This is a genomic window from Brevundimonas mediterranea, assembly GCF_014196125.1.
In the GTDB taxonomy this organism is placed as follows: domain Bacteria; phylum Pseudomonadota; class Alphaproteobacteria; order Caulobacterales; family Caulobacteraceae; genus Brevundimonas; species Brevundimonas mediterranea.
Genome location: NZ_JACIDA010000001.1, coordinates 1,293,635 through 1,309,022, shown reverse-complemented (window position 1 = coordinate 1,309,022; position 15,388 = coordinate 1,293,635). Strand labels below are relative to the sequence as shown.

The following is a 15,388-nucleotide window of genomic DNA, read 5'->3' as shown; positions in this document are numbered from 1 at the left end:
GCGCAAAACAAAAGGGCCGCCGGATCGCTCCGACGGCCCTTCGTCGGTTCCGCAGTGGTCGCTACGGACGGCCGCCGGCGGGCGCCGGGGCGGTGGTCGGAGCCGGCGTCAGCTTGCAGCCGCCGCCGATCTGCTGGGCGGTGGCGCAGGGATAGACCTGCTGCACAACGGTCTCGGTGTTCAGACGGGCGATGACGCCGTCGCCGGCGGCGCATTTGGCTTCATAGAAGACGCCGTTGGCGTTGCGGCCCATCAGACGAGCCTCGGTCACGTCGCAGGACGCGGCCTCAGAGCCTGCGAAATAGGACTTCACCAAAGCGGCGTTCTCAGCCGTGGTGGTGAAGGCGCAGGTTCCATTTTCAGCCAGCACCTGGATGCAGGGGGTCTTGGTCCAGGCATCGTTCAGTTGCTTGAGCCAGAAGCCGGCGCCGTCGGAGCAGCCGGCTTCGTACATGACGCCGCCGTCGTTGGCCTTGCCCAGAACCTTGACCTGATCGACCGTGCAGGCGACGCCTGCCTGGACGGCGTACTCGCGAAGGAATTTCTGCGTGTCGGTGTTAGCGGCGATCGTGCACTGGGGACCAGGGTCGGCGGCCGGGTCACGCGCACGCAGGGTTTCGGCCGAATGGGCCAGCAGGATGCAGCTGGCCGCCTCGGGCGGGGTCTTGGCTTCGATGATGAAGCCCGGACCGGCGGCGCAGGCGACTTCATAAACTGTGGTGTTGGCGGTCGTCTGGCCGAGAAGCTTGGATTCGCTGACCTGGCATCCGGTGTTGGCCAGGGTGGCCTGTTCCTGCGCGGCAGCCTGGATCTGCTCGGCCGTCGGGGCGGGGGGGCGGCGTTCGCGGCGTTGACGCGAGGCCGAGGCGCGCGAGGAGCTTTGAACGGTGGCAGGCTGGTTGTCGGGGCCGCGCTCCTGTTGCGCGAAGGCGGGAGCGACCGATATGGCGCTGAACAGGAGCGCCGCGAGGGCGGCGGCGATGCGGGCTTTCATGGAACACCTTCGGTTGGGAACGGCTGAAGGCTTCGTGGCGGTCTAATCGGGCGGGGTCAAGGCGGCTGTGGACGGCGTGGGCAAGACCTGACTAAGGTTTGATCGTTTTTATTGGAGACGCACTTGGCGGACGATGCAGCGGCCCTGAACCAGGGGATGGAGGTGCGAGGCCTGACCTATCCCATGCCCGATGCGCCCGTGCCCGGCGTGGCGGTCGAGGTCGCGCGCGGGGTGTTCTGGTTGCGGTTCGCCCTGCCGTTTCAGCTGAACCATGTGAACGTCTATGTCCTGCGTGACGGCGACGGCTGGACGGTCGTCGATACGGGACTGCGGACGCCGGACGCCGTGGCGGCGTGGGAGGAGGCGCTGGCCGGACCTTTGGAAGCGCGCTCGATCCACCGGCTGATCTGCACCCACATGCACCCCGACCACATCGGCCTGGCGGGTTGGCTGTGCGCGCGCAGCGGCGCGCCCCTGCTGATGTCGCGGCTGGAATATGTCACCGCCCGGATGTTGATGGCCGAGGGCGGCGATGCGCCCGAAGACGGTGAACGCTATTATCGCGCTGCGGGCTGGAGCGAGGCTCAGATCGATCGCTGGCGCGCGGACTATGGCGGTTTCGCCAAGGGGGTGTCGCCGATGCCGCGCAGCTATCTGCGGCTGTCGGATGAGGATGTGATCCAGATCGACGGCGACGACTGGACGGTGGTGGTCGGGTCCGGCCATAGCCCCGAACATGTCTGCCTTTGGCGACGATCAGATGATGTCTTCATCGCCGGAGACCAGATCCTGCCCCGGATTTCATCCAATATCTCGGTCTGGCCGACCGAGCCTGAAGCCGATCCTTTGGGCGACTGGATGGACTCCTTGGAGAAGCTGCGGGACCTGCTGCCTGAGGGCGCATTCGTTCTGCCGGCGCACGGCGAACCCTTCCACGGTGTTCACGCCAGGCTGGACGCGCTGAAACGCGGGCATGAAGTCGCGCTGAAACGGCTTGAGCGGACGTTGCGTCAACCGTCTAGGGTGATCGACGGCTTCCCGGCCGTGTTCGGTCGGGCGGTCGGAGACGGGGTGCTGGGCATGGCCACGGGCGAGGCCCAGGCGCACCTGAACTATCTGGAAAGACGCGGCCGCGCCCAGCGGACGCGAGACGAGAACGGCGTCGACTGGTGGACAGCCGTCAAACGGGACGAGGAAACGACGTGAGCGAACATATCCGCACCCAACTGGCCGACGGCGTCCTGACCCTGACGCTGGACCGGGCCGACAAGAAGAACGCCATCACCCAGGCCATGTATTCGGCCCTGTCTGAAGCGGTCGAACAGGCGCGCACCGACGACGCAGTGCGGGTGCTGCTGCTGCGCGCCGAAGGCGACAGCTTCTCAGCCGGCAACGACATCGGCGATTTCATCGCCATCGGGTCGCAGACCGAAAAGCCGTTCGACATGTCGGTGTTCCGCTTCCTGAAGGCGTTGGCCGATCTCGACAAGCCGCTGGTGGCGGCGGTGAAGGGGCGGGCGGTCGGCATCGGCCTGACCATGCTGCTGCATTGCGATCTGGTGGTGGTGGCGGAGGACGCCCTGCTGTCCGTGCCCTTCGTCAACCTGGCCCTGGCGCCCGAGGCGGCGTCCAGCCTGTTGCTGCCGGCCGTGATCGGCCATCAACGGGCGTTCGAGATGTTCGCCCTGGGCGAGCCGCTGGACGGCAAGACGGCCGTGGCCTGGGGCCTGGCGAACCGGGCGGTTCCGGCCGATCAGGTCGAGGGGACTGCGGCGGACCTTGCAGCCCGTGTCGCGGCCCGCGCGCCCAACTCCCTCCGCAAGACCAAACGGCTGATGCGCGACGCCGAGGGCCTGTGGGCGCTGATGCAGCGCGAGGGCGAAGCTTTCGGTTCGCAGATGAAGAGCCCGGAGGCCATGGAAGCCTTTATGGCCTTCACCCAGAAGCGGGCGCCAGACTTTTCCAAGCTGGGCTGACGCCAACGTCACAAGACTGCGCCTTGATTTGGCGCAGCTTTGGTTCTAGGTGCGCGCGCCTCTTTCTGGAGCGCCCATGTCGCACGCCCTTGCCCAGACGGCCGCTGTCGCCGGCCGTATCGACGCCGAGATCCCGGCCGACGCCGACGGCGTGGAGGCCCTGGTTCTGGCCGCCTTCGGGCCGGGTCGTTTCGCCAAGACGGCGGAGCGACTGCGCGAGGGTTCGCGCCCAGCGGCCGGATTCGTCGTGCGCCGGGACGGCCGCATCGTCGGTTCGGTACGGCTGTGGCCGGTCTTGATCGGTGAGACGCCGGGTCTGTTCCTGGGCCCCATCGCCGTGGACGCCGCCAGTCGCAGCGACGGCCTGGGCGCCGAACTAGTGCAGGCCTGTTTGGACCGAGCGCGGACCCTGGCGGTCGGCGGCGTGCTGCTGGTGGGCGACCGGGCCTATTTCGAACGGTTCGGCTTCGTCGGCGCGCCCGAAGCCGAGATGCCGGGGCCGGTGGATCGTCGTCGAGTGCTGTGGCTGGCGACGGGCGTCGAGACCGTCTCTGGGCCTGTTCGCATCGGCTGATCTTTCGCGGGGCCTTGGCGGGGCCTAAGTCATGGTCCGATATGACGCACATGGATGACCAGAAGCCGGGACTGAAAGCGATCGTCGAGGCGGCGAAACAGGCGCCCGGGCGGGGCCTGCCGCCGGTCCACCTGTGGAACCCCGAATACTGCGGCGAGATCGACATCGTCATCCGACGCGACGGCGTCTGGATGCACGAGGGATCGCCCATCGGCCGCGAGGCGCTGGTGCGGCTGTTCTCGACCGTGCTGCGCAAGGACCCGGACGGCTATCATCTGGTCACGCCGGTCGAGAAGCTGAAGATCACGGTCGAGGATCTGCCGTTTCGGGCCGTGGCGGTGCGGCGGGACGGCGACGACCTGATCTTCACCACCGACGTCGGCGACGAAACGCGCGCGGGCGAGACCGACGCGATTGTGGTGGAGACCGATCCGGAGACGGGCGAGCCGGCGCCGCGCGTGCATGTGCGCCGCGACCTGTGGGCGCGGATCACGCGCTCCGTGTTTTACGAACTGGTCGAGATGGCCGAGGAGGTCGATGGTCGGCTGGTGGTGCGGTCCGGCGGGCGGGCGTTTTCCCTGGGGGCTGTGGCGTGACCCTGGCGACCTTGAGGAACCGGCTGGTCCAGCGGCTGGACCCGGTCGAAGCCTGGCGTCCGGAAGGGCTGGCGGCGCGGTCCGACTTCGACCTGAACCCCAAGGCGGCGCGGCCGATGCGGGAGTTGCGGCCGGCGGCGGTGCTGATCCCGGTGGTGGCGCGGCCCGAGGGGGCGACGGTGCTGCTGACGCGGCGGGCCGACACCCTGGTGCGGCATACAGGGCAGATCGCCTTTCCCGGCGGACGCCTGGATCCCGGCGAAACCGCGGTCCAGGCGGCGTTGCGCGAGGCGGACGAGGAGGTGGCGCTGAACCCGGCGAAGGTCGAGGTGCTGGGCCTGTCCGACGCCTATGAGACCGGCACCGGGTTTCTGGTCACGCCCGTGATCGGCTGGCTGCACGAGGCGCCGGTCACGACGCCGGCGCCGGCCGAAGTGGCCGAGGTGTTCGAGACGCCGTGGGACTTTCTGATGGATGCGGCCAACCACCGCCAGGACTTCTATGACATGGACGAGGGACTGCGGCGCTGGTTCTGGGCCATGCCGTGGGGGGAACGCTATATCTGGGGCGTGACGGCCGGGATCCTGAAGGCGCTGCATGTCCGGCTGTACGGCGACGAGACGGCGCCCGAACTCGCGGCTGAGGAGGATGCGGCATGACCGTGTCCATGCTGGGCCAGCCCTGGCTGGAGGCCAAGGCCACACGGGCGGTCATGGCCGCCTTGCAGGCGGCCGGCGGCCCCGACTGCGCCCGGTTCGTCGGCGGCTGCGTGCGGAACAGTCTGCTGGGCCAGCCGGTGGACGACATCGACATCGCCACCCGATTGAGGCCCGAAGAGACGATGGCGGCCTTGCAGGCCGCGGGGCTGAAGGCCGTGCCGACGGGGCTGGAGCATGGCACGGTCACGGGTGTGTCCGAGCGAAAGCCCTATGAGATCACGACCCTGCGCCGGGACGTTGAGACAGACGGGCGGCGAGCAGTCGTGGCCTTCACCGAGGACTGGGCCGAGGACGCGGCGCGGCGGGACTTCCGCCTGAACGCCCTGTACGCCGATGCGGCCGGCACGGTGTTCGACCCGACCGGCGGCGGCCTGGCGGATGCGGCCGAGGGCCGGATCGTCTTCGTCGGCGAGGCCGAAACGCGGATCCGAGAAGATTATCTGCGCATCCTGCGCTTCTTCCGGTTCCAGGCCTGGTACGGGCGGGGCGAGCCCGATGCGACCGGGCTGGCGGCCTGTGCGGCGCTGAAGGCCGGGATGGCGCAACTGTCGGCCGAACGGGTGTCCAAGGAATTGCTGAAACTGCTGGCGGCGCGCGATCCACGATCTACGGTGCGGGCGATGGCCGAGACGGGCGTTCTGGGCCAGGTCTTGCCCGAGACGCAGCCGCTGAACCTGTTCGAGGCGATGTGCGGATTGACAGGCGATCCCGTGCTGCGTCTGTCAGCCCTGTTGCCGGCGGATGAGGGCGCAGTCGTGAGGATCGCGGGGAGCCTGCGGCTGTCGAACGGGATGCGGGACCGGCTGGCGGCGGCTGTTGCGGAGGGGCCGGTCGTGGCGCCCGACATGACCGAGGTCGAGGCGCGGGCGGCCATCTATCGGCTGGGACGCGACGCCTTCGAGGATCGGCTGACACGGGCCGAGGCGGCAGGCGGCGACGGCGCGGCCTTGCGACGGCTGGCGGCTGGGTGGACGCCGCCGAAAATGCCGGTGGGCGGGCGGGACCTGGCCCGACTGGGCCTGAAGCCTGGCCCGGAGACGGGCCGTGTTCTGAACGCCTTCGAAGAGGGCTGGATCGCCGACGATTTTCCCTCGGACGGTCACGAGGGGCGGCTGAAGGCCGCTATGGCGTCGCCCGCGTGAATTCGGTGACGACCGGATAGTGGTCCGACCCGGTCGGTTCGCCGATGCGGCGGCTGATCAGGGCCAGGTCCGGCGAACGATAGACCTGATCGATGGTGATGCCGGCGAAGGCGGGCAGGCGGTTCGGCCAGGTGCCGGGGAAGCCGGGCGCGGGCAACAGGTTCATGTCGGACTGGATCTGACGGCCGATCCGGGCGCTGGACACGCTGTTGAAATCGCCGGCGACGATGGTCGGATGAGGCGCTGCCTTTTCCCGTCGTGCGGTCAGGGCCATGACCTGGTTTATCTGGCCCCATTGATACTGATACGGCCAGGGGCGGGTCAGGTGGACGCCGAAGACATTGACGGCCCCAATCGGCGTTTCGACGACGGCGCCTATGGCCGCCAGATCATCGCGAAACGACGGCAGCTTGCCCTGGATCGGATAGCGCGAGGCCACGATGGACAGGGCGCGACCGCTGGGGTCTTCGATGCGGCCCATGACCGCCCGATGGGGATAGCCGGCCAGAACCTCGTCGAGCCGGTCCGACGGCGCATCTCCGACCTCGACCAGAACGACGATGTCTGCGTCGGCGGCGGCGATGGATCGGCGGATCGCGGCGACGTCGGTGTTGTCCACCCAGAGATTGGCTGAGTACAGGCGGATTATCGGCTGGCCCGGCTGCGGGCGGCCAAGGGGCGTCATCCACTGGGGCCAGGCGGCGGCCAGCAACACAAGGCCGGCCAGCACGCCTACGACAAAGGCCGGCCACAGGCGCAGGACCAGGCAGGCCAGGGTCAGCGCCGTCGCAGCCAGCAGGACGGGGGCGGTGAACTGGGCCAGGATGTCCACCCATCGATGGCCGATCCCGCTGAGACTGGCCACGCCGAAGCCCGATAGGCCGATCAGAACGAGGCTGGCCGCCGCATTGCTCGCCGCCTTCAGCAGGGACATGGCTTATTGCCTTTCTTGGTGAACGGTGTCGGCTATACCGCGTTAGGGCGACGCTTGGAGAGGCGCGACATGGCCAGACGGTCCATCACGGATATCGAGAAGATCTGGTCCAATGTCGAGGGGATCAAGAAGCTGTCGGACCGGGTGATCGGCATAGGACCGTTCGGCATCGGCATGGACGGACTGCTGACCTGGGTCCCGGTGGTGGGTACGGTCTATACGGTTGGAACCGGGGCCTGGCTGGTGATGCAGGCGGTACGCGCCAAGGCGTCGCCGGCGACCCTGGCGCGGATGGCGGCCTATATGGCGGTGGATACGGCGACAGGCACGGTGCCGATCGCCGGCGACGTGGTCGACACCTTCTTCCCCGGTCAGTTGTTGGCGGCCAGGGCGTTGCAGAAGGATATCGAGACCAGCCACTGGGTCGAGGATTCCGAAGCCAACGCCAAGGCCAGCGGCGACCACGAACGTCATTTGGAGACGGTCCGAAACGACAAGAAGCTGCGCCGCATCGTCTATCTGCACGACTGAGTTACGGGCGTCAGCGGCGCCCTGATCACCTAATTCTGGCGATTTTCTTCAACTTATACCGTGGGTTGAATGACAAATTCGCCGTTCAACCCGCCTGACCTGACCGCGCCCGCAGACTGATCTCCGACAACAACGGAGATCCTGATGAGCGACGATTTCACCGCGCGGCTAGCCCTGCCTTATCTCGCAGCCGGTCAGATGCAGAAGCATGTGACCCTGAATGTCGCCCTGACGCGGCTGGACGCTCTGTTGCAGACGGCGGTGGTCAGCCGGACCCTGACGACCCAGCCGGTCGCCCCCTTCGACGGCGATCTCTACATCCTGCCGCAAGGCGCAACAGGAGCGGCGTGGAGCGGCCGGCCCGCCGGCGCCCTGATGCGGTTCGAGAGCGGCGGCTGGAGCGTCGTGGCCGCGCCGGTGGGGCTGATCGCCCTGGTGCTGGATACGGCCGTCGTGGTGGTGTGCGGCGAAGAGGGCTGGAGCCCGTTGGGACAGTGGCTGGGCGAAGTGCAGGGGCTCTCGCGGCTGGGTCTCGGCACGACGGCGGACGCCGCCAATCCGCTGGCGGTCAAGACCAACACCGCCCTGTTCACCGCCCGCGGCGCGGCCGAGGGCGGCGACGGCGATCTGCGCCTGACCCTGAACAAGGAGGCGGCGGGGGACGTCCTGTCGCTGCTGTTCCAGAGCGGCTACGGCGGCCGGGCGGAACTGGGCCTGGCAGGTGACGAGAACCTGAGCCTGAAGGTGAGTCCGGACGGATCGACCTGGCTGCGGGCCTTTGGGGTGGATCGCGCAACGGGGCGGATCACGTTCGACAAGGGCGCGATGCGGCGGGAGACGACGGTCTTCACCGCCGACGGCGCCTATGAGCCGCCGTCGTGGGCGCGGTGGATCGAGGCGGTCTGTGTCGGCGGCGGTGGAGGCGGCGGATCGGGCATGGCGGGGTCGTCGGGAACCGCGCGCTGCGGCGGCGGGGGCGGCGGTGCGGGCGGATTGAGCGAGGCCTGTTGGGCCGCCGCCGAATTGAACGAAACCCTGATCGTCGGGGTCGGAGCCGGCGGCGTGGCGGGCACGGCCGGCTCAGGTGCGGGCGCCTTGGGCGGCGCGGGCGGGCAGAGCGCGGTGAGCCTGGGCGGAACCCTGCTGCTGCGGGCTGGAGGCGGGGCGGGCGGCCTCGGCGGAACAGGTTCGGCAGGCGCGGGAGGCGCAGGAGGGCAGGGCCTGCGGACGGGAAACGCCGGTGGCGGCGGTTCGATTACGGCGACGGCCTTCGTCGGCGGCGAGACCGCCTGTCCCGAGGGCCCTGGCGGCGGCGGAGGAGGAGGTGGGTTGAGCACAGGCGATGTGGCGCGGTCCGGCGGTCAGGGCGGTACGGGCGGCTGGGCGGTCCGTCAGGCGCCCGGCGGGGCGGCCGGCGCGGCGGGTCAGGCTTCGTCGGCGCCAAACCTGGCCTGGGTCGGCGGCGGCGGCGGCGGGGGCGGCGCTTCCGCCGTCGGTGCGGGAACAGCGGGTGGCGCGGGCGGCCTGTTCGGCGCGGGCGGCGGAGGCGGGGGGGCAGGCCTGACCCTGTCGGGCGCGGGCGGCGCGGGCGGGGGAGGCGTGGTTCGACTCACGGCTGTCGGATGAGCCGGCGGCTGAACCGACCGGAGCCTGTGGAGGTGCTGGAGCCCGAGGTCTGGGACGCACCCGACAGACTGAATGACACGGCCTGGCGCGCCCAGACCGGCTTCGACGGCCAGTGTGCGACCGAAATCTTCGACGAGGAGGACGAGGAATGACGAGATCGACGACGCCGGATCCGATCCGGCCCCAGGGCGGAACCCTGGCCGAGGGACGCTGGCTGTGGCGCAGGCTGTACGCCTTCGCCGTCAGCGTTGGTTTGTGGCTGCTGTTGATGCGGACGGTGGGGCGGATGCCGGCCGAGATGCTGCCCAAGATGACCGATGGGCTGATGGGGCTGCTGGCCCTGATCCTGATTCTGTATCTGGTTGCGCCCACGGCTGAGCAACTGGTGGCGCTCATCGCCAATGCGCGGGTGCGGTTGACGGGGGGGCGGCCATGAGCACGCCGCTGTCCGTCCGCTCCCGGGCGCGATTGAAGGGCGTGCATCCCGCCCTGGTGGCTGTGGTTGAGGCGGCGGTCGCACGCAGCCCCGTTGATTTCATGATCACGGAAGGGCTGCGCTCGCCTGAACGGCAGGCGGCTCTGGTCCAGGCCGGAGCCAGCCGAACCTTGAGGTCGCGCCATCTGAGCGGCCACGCTGTCGATGTGGCGGCCCTGATCGACGGACAGGTCCGTTGGGACTGGCCGCTGTACGGACACATCGCCTCGGCCTTCAAGACGGCGGCTGAGGAGCTGAAGACCCCCCTCGTCTGGGGCGGCGACTGGAAGAGCCTGCGCGACGGCCCGCATTTCGAACTGGACCGAAGGGCTTTCCCATGAGGGCGGTGTCGATCCTGAAGGCGCTGACGCCGCTCGGCTGGATCGCCGTAGCGGGAGTCGTCGCGGGGTTGGCGGCCACGCTTCTGGGCGGCCTGGGCTTTCGCTGGGACCCGCTGAACCTGCAGCAGCACCGGTTGGCGGCGGCCGAGGCGCGGGCTGCGGCCGGCGAGCGTGACGCCCGCGCCCAGGCGGCGGCGCGTCGTCTCGAGGCCGAGGGGGCGGACGAACAGCTGCGCCGTTTCGATGATTTTCAACAACAGCAGACGACGGCGGCCCGCTTGACCGCGACCGCCGTCGCACAGGCCAGGAGCGCCGATGACGCCGAAACTGTTCTGGAAAGCCGCCGCGCCGATCATCTGCGCGCTCATGACCGCGAGCTGTGCCGGCTCGCTCCCGATCTCGACGGTTGCGCCGGTGCGGCTCAGCCTGCCCGAGGCGGCGATGCGGCCGTGCGCCCTGGCGATCTTGCCGGCTGAACCCACAGCCGGGGACCTGGACGCCGCCTATGTGCAGCGCGGCGCCCAGATCCTGGCCTGCGACGGGGCGAGGCGGTTGGCGGTGGAGACCCTGCTGGCGGAGCGGGCCATGCAGGACGCCCATATATCGGAGGCGGCGAAAGACCGACCCTGACCGCAAAGCGGCAAAAACGACTCGGCAACTTCTGCCGCCGCGCGACGGAAGTTGCCGAGCCGATGTGCGGCTGATTTGGAAAAATTCAACAAAATCAGAAGTTCACCTGGGTTTTCTCGCCGTGCCAGCGTGGCCCCGCCTTTGCTCTTAGGAGGGCGGAGCAAAATGCTCCCGACGCCAAAACGGCGTCGTACATGCACAGAAGTGAAGAGGGCAGCCAAAATGGCGAGCATCAATACGAATTACGGCGCAGCAATTGCGCTTCAAAACCTGAACAAGACCAACGCCCAGCTGGAAATGACGCAAAATCGCGTCAACACCGGCATGAAGGTCTCCTCCGCCAAGGACAGCGGCGCGATCTACGCCATCGCGACCGGCCAACGCGCCAACATGGGCGCCATGGAATCCGTGCGGGCATCGCTGCAACGCGGCCAATCTATCGTCGACGTGGCCCTGGCCTCGGGCGACACCGTGACCGCCGCCCTGGAAGAGATGAAGGGTTTGGCCGTCAGCCTGGCCGCTTCCACCGGCGCCGCCCAGACCTCCTACTTGACCGAATTCCGTGCGCTGGGCGCTGAAATCACGTCGTCCCTGGCCGGCGCGACCTTCGACGGCGTCAATCTGTGGACAGGCGCGACCGCGACGAACCTGATCAAGGACGTCAGCGGCGGCACCACCGCCATCGGCTTCACGGTCGCCGGCGGCATGGCGGCGGACACCGACATCACCACCATCACCAGCCAGACCATCACCGCAGCAGCCGCGACGACGGCGGTCGTCGATGCGGCCATCACCAAAATCACCGGCGCCCTGTCGACGCTGGGCACCCAGTCCAAGTCGGTCGGCCGTCAGGTCACCTTCGTCAACAAGCTGCAGGACGCTACCGAGAACGGCATCGGCAACCTGGTGGACGCTGACCTGGCCAAGGAAAGCGCCAAGCTGACCGCCCTGCAAACCAAGCAACAGCTGGGCGTGCAGGCGCTGTCGATCGCCAACTCGGCCAGCCAGACCCTGTTGAGCCTCTTCCGGAACTAAGGCGGCCTTCAGGCGCGTCTCTTTCGGGGCGCGGTCGGTCGCCGGCCGCGCCACATTTTTAGACCCTGCTCGGCAAATTCTGCCGGATCATGGCCTTCAGTCGGCAAATATTGCCGGGCATCCAGGGAGGGTAAATCAATAGTAAACGCGACTTTTCAATAAGTTACGCTGATATTTCGCCGTCGCCTCTGGCCCGGCAATTGCTTCTTACCCACCGAGCAAAAAGCTCCCTTCGCCAAAATGGCGTTGGATCTCACGAAGTGAAAGGAACGCCAAAATGGCGAGCATCAATACGAACTACGGCGCGTCTATCGCGCTGCAGAACCTGAACAAGACCAACTCTGAGCTGGAGCGGACTCAAAACCGCATCAACACCGGCATGAAGGTCTCTTCGGCCAAGGACAGCGGCGCGATCTTCTCGATCGCCACGTCTCAACGCGCCACCGCCGCATCGCAGGACGCGGTCCGCTCGGGTCTTCAACGCACCCAGTCGATTACCGACGTGGCGCTGGCCGCAGGCGACACGATCACGACCGCGTTGGAAGAGATGAAGGGTCTGGCGGTCAGCATTCAGGCCTCGACGGCCGGTTCCAGCGCCGAGACCTCTTATCTGGCGGAATATAACGCCTTGAGCCTGGAAATCACCTCTGCGATCTCCGGCGCCTCGTTCGACGGCGTCAACAGCCTGACGACGCCTCTGGGCGTCGCCGGCGTGACTGACGTCAGCGGCGGTAGCAAGGCTCGCGCAGACGCCACAACCGCCAAGATCGATACCGCCATCTCCACCGTCACCGGCGCTCTATCGACGCTGGGCACCCAGTCCAAGTCGCTGGGTCGCCAGATCACCTTCGTGAACAAGTATCAGGACGCGCTTGAAGCCGGCGTGGGCAATCTGGTGGACGCTGACCTGGCCAAGGAAAGCGCCAAGCTGACGGCTCTGCAAACCAAGCAACAACTGGGCGTGCAGGCGCTGTCGATCGCCAACTCGGCCAGCCAGACGCTGCTGAGCCTCTTCCGCTAAGGCCCGGAGGCCCGGTCGTCTCGACGGCCGGGCCATAGGTCTTGAACCCCGAGCAAAACGCTCCCGGCGCCAAAACGGCGCCGGCCATCACGAAGTGAAGAAGGAACGCCAAAATGGCGAGCATCAATACGAACTACGGCGCGTCTATCGCGCTGCAGAACCTGAACAAGACCAACGCGGAGCTGGAGCGGACTCAAAACCGCATCAACACCGGCATGAAGGTCTCAACGGCCAAGGACAGCGGCGCGATCTTCTCGATCGCCACCGGACAGCGGGCGAACGCTTCCGCTCAGGATGCGGTTCGCAGTTCCATGCAGCGCGGTCAATCGATCGTCGATGTGGCCCTGGCCGCCGGCGACACGATCACATCCGCTCTGGAAGAGATGAAGGGCCTCGCGGTCAGCATCGCCGGGTCCACCGGCGCTGCAAAGACGTCTTACGAGGCTGAGTTCACGGCTCTGGGTGTGGAAATCAAGTCCGCTCTTGACGGCGCGAGCTTCGACGGCGTCAATCTGCTCACCACCGCCTCGGGCGCGACCACCACGGTCCGCACCGGCACGGGCGCTGGCGACACCAAGGTTCTGGGTACGGCTGCCGCTCTCAGCGCCAATACCGACCTGGCCAAGTTTACGGCGGCGTCGCCGACTGTCGCCGACTTCACGACCGCCAACGTCGATCTGGTCATCACGGCCGTCACCGGCGCCCTTTCGACCCTGGGCACCCAGTCCAAGTCGCTGGGTCGCAGCATCACCTTCACCAACAAGCTTCAGGACTCGATTGAAGCCGGTGTCGGCAATCTGGTGGACGCCGACCTGGCCAAGGAAAGCGCCAAGCTGACGGCTCTGCAAACCAAGCAACAGCTGGGCGTGCAGGCGCTGTCGATCGCCAACTCGGCCAGCCAAACGCTGCTGAGCCTCTTCCGCTAAGGCCCGGAGGCCCGGTCGTCTCGACGGCCGGGCCATAGGTCTTGAACCCCGAGCAAAACGCTCCCGTCGCCAAAACGGCGCCGGCCATCACGAAGTGAAGAAGGAACGCCAAAATGGCGAGCATCAATACGAACTACGGCGCGTCTATCGCGCTGCAGAACCTGAACAAGACCAACTCTGAGCTGGAGCGGACTCAAAACCGCATCAACACCGGCATGAAGGTCTCTTCGGCCAAGGACAGCGGGGCGATCTTCTCGATCGCCACGTCGCAGCGGGCCACCGCCGCGTCTCAGGATGCGGTCCGCTCGGGTCTGCAACGCACACAGTCGATCACCGATGTGGCCCTGGCCGCCGGCGACACCATAACTTCCGCTCTGGAAGAGATGAAAGGCCTGGCTGTCAGCATCGCGGCCTCGACCGCTGGTTCCAGCGCGGAAACCTCCTATCTGGCCGAATACAATGCGTTGAGCCTGGAGATCACCTCTTCGATCTCTGGCGCCTCTTTCGATGGCGTGAACAGCCTGACCACACCCTTGGCTGGCGCAACCGTCACCGCCGTCGCCGGCGGGAGCAAAGCGCGTGGCGACGCAACGACGACTGCCATTGACTCGGCCATCGCCACCGTCACGGGCGCCCTGTCGACGCTGGGCACCCAGTCCAAGTCGCTGGGTCGCCAGATCACCTTCGTGAACAAGTATCAGGACGCGCTTGAAGCCGGCGTGGGCAACCTGGTGGACGCCGACCTGGCCAAGGAAAGCGCCAAGCTGACGGCTCTGCAAACCAAGCAACAGCTGGGCGTGCAGGCGCTGTCGATCGCCAACTCGGCCAGCCAAACGCTGCTGAGCCTCTTCCGCTAAGGCCCGGAGGCCCGGTCGTTTCGACGGCCGGGCCATAGGTCTTGAACCCCGAGCAAAACGCTCCCGGCGCCAAAACGGCACCGGCCATCACGAAGTGAAGAAGGAACGCCAAAATGGCGAGCATCAATACGAACTACGGTGCGGCCATCGCGCTGCAAAACCTGAACAAGACCAGCTCGGAGCTGGAGCGGACTCAAAACCGCATCAACACCGGCATGAAGGTCTCGTCGGCCAAGGACAGTGGCGCGATCTTCTCGATCGCTACGGGTCAACGGGCGAACGCTTCCGCTCAAGACGCGGTCCGCAGCTCCATGCAACGCGGTCAATCGATGGTCGATGTGGCCCTGGCCGCCGGCGACACCATCACTTCCGCTCTGGAAGAGATGAAGGGCCTCGCGGTCAGCATCGCCGGATCCACCGGCGCTGCACTGACGTCCTACCAAGCCGAGTTCACGGCCCTGGGTACGGAAATTAACAGTGCTCTGGCCGGCGCGAGCTTTGACGGTGTCAACCTGCTGAACACCGCTTCCGGTGCGACCACTACGGTCCGGACTGGAACGGGTGCATCCGACACCAAGGTTTTGGGTACGGCGGCAGCCCTCAGCGCCAATACGGAGCTGGGTTATTTCACCGCAGGCACGGTCGCTCAGTACACGACCGCCAACGTCGACGCCGCCATCACGGCTGTCACCGGCGCCCTTTCGACCCTGGGCACCCAGTCCAAGTCGCTGGGCCGCAGCATCACCTTCACCAACAAGCTTCAGGACTCGATTGAAGCCGGTGTCGGCAATCTGGTGGACGCCGACCTGGCCAAGGAAAGCGCCAAGCTGACGGCTCTGCAAACCAAGCAACAGCTGGGCGTGCAGGCGCTGTCGATCGCCAACTCGGCCAGCCAAACGCTGCTGAGCCTCTTCCGCTAAGGCCCGGAGGCCCGGTCGTCTCGACGACCGGGCCATAGGTCTTGAACCCCGAGCAAAACGCTCCCGTCGCCAAAACGGCGCCGGCCATCAC

General features: G+C 67.2%; 19 protein-coding genes and 1 pseudogene. 18 read left to right on the top strand and 2 right to left on the bottom strand.

Annotation, left to right across the window (positions count from 1 at the left end; translation table 11 throughout):
* Positions 1 to 61 precede the first annotated feature (61 nt).
* Positions 62 to 994 carry a hypothetical protein gene (locus GGR11_RS06565; RefSeq protein ID WP_183195928.1) on the bottom strand — a complete coding sequence of 311 codons (933 nt, stop codon included), beginning with the start codon at positions 992 to 994 and terminating at the stop codon, positions 62 to 64.
* Positions 995 to 1,117: 123 nt separating this feature from the next.
* Here GGR11_RS06565 and GGR11_RS06560 point away from each other — a divergent pair, with 123 nt between their 5' ends.
* The 6 genes from GGR11_RS06560 to GGR11_RS06535 all read left to right on the top strand — a co-directional run bounded on the left by GGR11_RS06560 (position 1,118) and on the right by GGR11_RS06535 (position 6,001).
* The gene (locus tag GGR11_RS06560; RefSeq protein ID WP_221205096.1) at positions 1,118 to 2,200 is read left to right on the top strand and encodes an MBL fold metallo-hydrolase; all 1,083 of its coding nucleotides are present in this window, start codon (positions 1,118 to 1,120) and stop codon (positions 2,198 to 2,200) included.
* Positions 2,197 to 2,970 (top strand): enoyl-CoA hydratase, encoded by a 774-nt coding sequence (locus GGR11_RS06555; RefSeq protein WP_183195927.1) that lies wholly within the window; start codon positions 2,197 to 2,199, stop codon positions 2,968 to 2,970. The genes GGR11_RS06560 and GGR11_RS06555 overlap by 4 nt, the downstream gene beginning before the upstream one ends.
* Positions 2,971 to 3,046: 76 nt before the next feature.
* Entirely contained in the window at positions 3,047 to 3,544 is a 498-nt protein-coding gene (locus GGR11_RS06550) for a GNAT family N-acetyltransferase (RefSeq protein ID WP_183195926.1), read from the top strand.
* A 50-nt stretch (positions 3,545 to 3,594) separates the two neighbouring features.
* Positions 3,595 to 4,140 carry a DUF1285 domain-containing protein gene (locus GGR11_RS06545; RefSeq protein ID WP_183195925.1) on the top strand — a complete coding sequence of 182 codons (546 nt, stop codon included), beginning with the start codon at positions 3,595 to 3,597 and terminating at the stop codon, positions 4,138 to 4,140.
* Positions 4,137 to 4,799 (top strand): CoA pyrophosphatase, encoded by a 663-nt coding sequence (locus GGR11_RS06540; protein WP_183195924.1) that lies wholly within the window; start codon positions 4,137 to 4,139, stop codon positions 4,797 to 4,799. Before GGR11_RS06545 ends, GGR11_RS06540 begins: the two co-directional genes overlap by 4 nt.
* On the top strand, positions 4,796 to 6,001 hold the full coding sequence (locus GGR11_RS06535; RefSeq protein WP_183195923.1) for a CCA tRNA nucleotidyltransferase: 1,206 nt from the start codon (positions 4,796 to 4,798) through the stop codon (positions 5,999 to 6,001). Before GGR11_RS06540 ends, GGR11_RS06535 begins: the two co-directional genes overlap by 4 nt.
* Here GGR11_RS06535 and GGR11_RS06530 read toward each other — a convergent pair.
* A complete protein-coding gene (locus GGR11_RS06530) occupies positions 5,982 to 6,935 on the bottom strand; it encodes an endonuclease/exonuclease/phosphatase family protein (protein ID WP_183195922.1) in 954 nt (317 codons plus the stop codon). The two genes, GGR11_RS06535 and GGR11_RS06530, sit on opposite strands and share 20 nt — an antisense overlap.
* Before the next feature lie 69 nt (positions 6,936 to 7,004).
* On the opposite strand from GGR11_RS06530, the gene GGR11_RS06525 reads away from it, so the two are divergent.
* The 12 genes and pseudogenes from GGR11_RS06525 (at position 7,005) to GGR11_RS06470 (ending at position 15,297) form a co-directional block, all read left to right on the top strand.
* Positions 7,005 to 7,466, top strand: a complete 462-nt coding sequence (locus GGR11_RS06525) for a DUF4112 domain-containing protein (RefSeq protein WP_183195921.1) — start codon at positions 7,005 to 7,007, stop codon at positions 7,464 to 7,466.
* Positions 7,467 to 7,610: 144 nt separating this feature from the next.
* A pseudogene (locus GGR11_RS17000) lies at positions 7,611 to 7,934 on the top strand (DUF2793 domain-containing protein); the annotation flags it as partial.
* 1,154 nt (positions 7,935 to 9,088) lie between these two features.
* Positions 9,089 to 9,244 (top strand): hypothetical protein, encoded by a 156-nt coding sequence (locus tag GGR11_RS06515; RefSeq protein WP_183195919.1) that lies wholly within the window; start codon positions 9,089 to 9,091, stop codon positions 9,242 to 9,244.
* Entirely contained in the window at positions 9,241 to 9,528 is a 288-nt protein-coding gene (locus tag GGR11_RS06510) for a hypothetical protein (RefSeq protein ID WP_183195918.1), read from the top strand. Before GGR11_RS06515 ends, GGR11_RS06510 begins: the two co-directional genes overlap by 4 nt.
* Entirely contained in the window at positions 9,525 to 9,908 is a 384-nt protein-coding gene (locus tag GGR11_RS06505; protein WP_183195917.1) for a M15 family metallopeptidase, read from the top strand. Before GGR11_RS06510 ends, GGR11_RS06505 begins: the two co-directional genes overlap by 4 nt.
* On the top strand, positions 9,905 to 10,384 hold the full coding sequence (locus GGR11_RS06500; protein ID WP_183195916.1) for a hypothetical protein: 480 nt from the start codon (positions 9,905 to 9,907) through the stop codon (positions 10,382 to 10,384). The genes GGR11_RS06505 and GGR11_RS06500 overlap by 4 nt, the downstream gene beginning before the upstream one ends.
* Entirely contained in the window at positions 10,374 to 10,538 is a 165-nt protein-coding gene (locus GGR11_RS06495) for a hypothetical protein (protein WP_221205095.1), read from the top strand. The genes GGR11_RS06500 and GGR11_RS06495 overlap by 11 nt, the downstream gene beginning before the upstream one ends.
* 222 nt (positions 10,539 to 10,760) lie before the next feature.
* A complete protein-coding gene (locus GGR11_RS06490) occupies positions 10,761 to 11,573 on the top strand; it encodes a flagellin (protein WP_183195914.1) in 813 nt (270 codons plus the stop codon).
* A gap of 277 nt (positions 11,574 to 11,850) precedes the next feature.
* Complete coding sequence (locus tag GGR11_RS06485) at positions 11,851 to 12,594, top strand: flagellin (RefSeq protein ID WP_183195913.1); 744 nt, start codon at positions 11,851 to 11,853, stop codon at positions 12,592 to 12,594.
* A 113-nt stretch (positions 12,595 to 12,707) separates the two neighbouring features.
* Entirely contained in the window at positions 12,708 to 13,520 is an 813-nt protein-coding gene (locus GGR11_RS06480) for a flagellin N-terminal helical domain-containing protein (RefSeq protein WP_183195912.1), read from the top strand.
* A gap of 113 nt (positions 13,521 to 13,633) precedes the next feature.
* Positions 13,634 to 14,377, top strand: coding sequence for a flagellin (locus tag GGR11_RS06475; protein WP_183195911.1), 744 nt, complete (start codon positions 13,634 to 13,636; stop codon positions 14,375 to 14,377).
* 113 nt (positions 14,378 to 14,490) lie between these two features.
* Positions 14,491 to 15,297 (top strand): flagellin, encoded by an 807-nt coding sequence (locus GGR11_RS06470; protein WP_183195910.1) that lies wholly within the window; start codon positions 14,491 to 14,493, stop codon positions 15,295 to 15,297.
* Positions 15,298 to 15,388 lie beyond the last annotated feature (91 nt).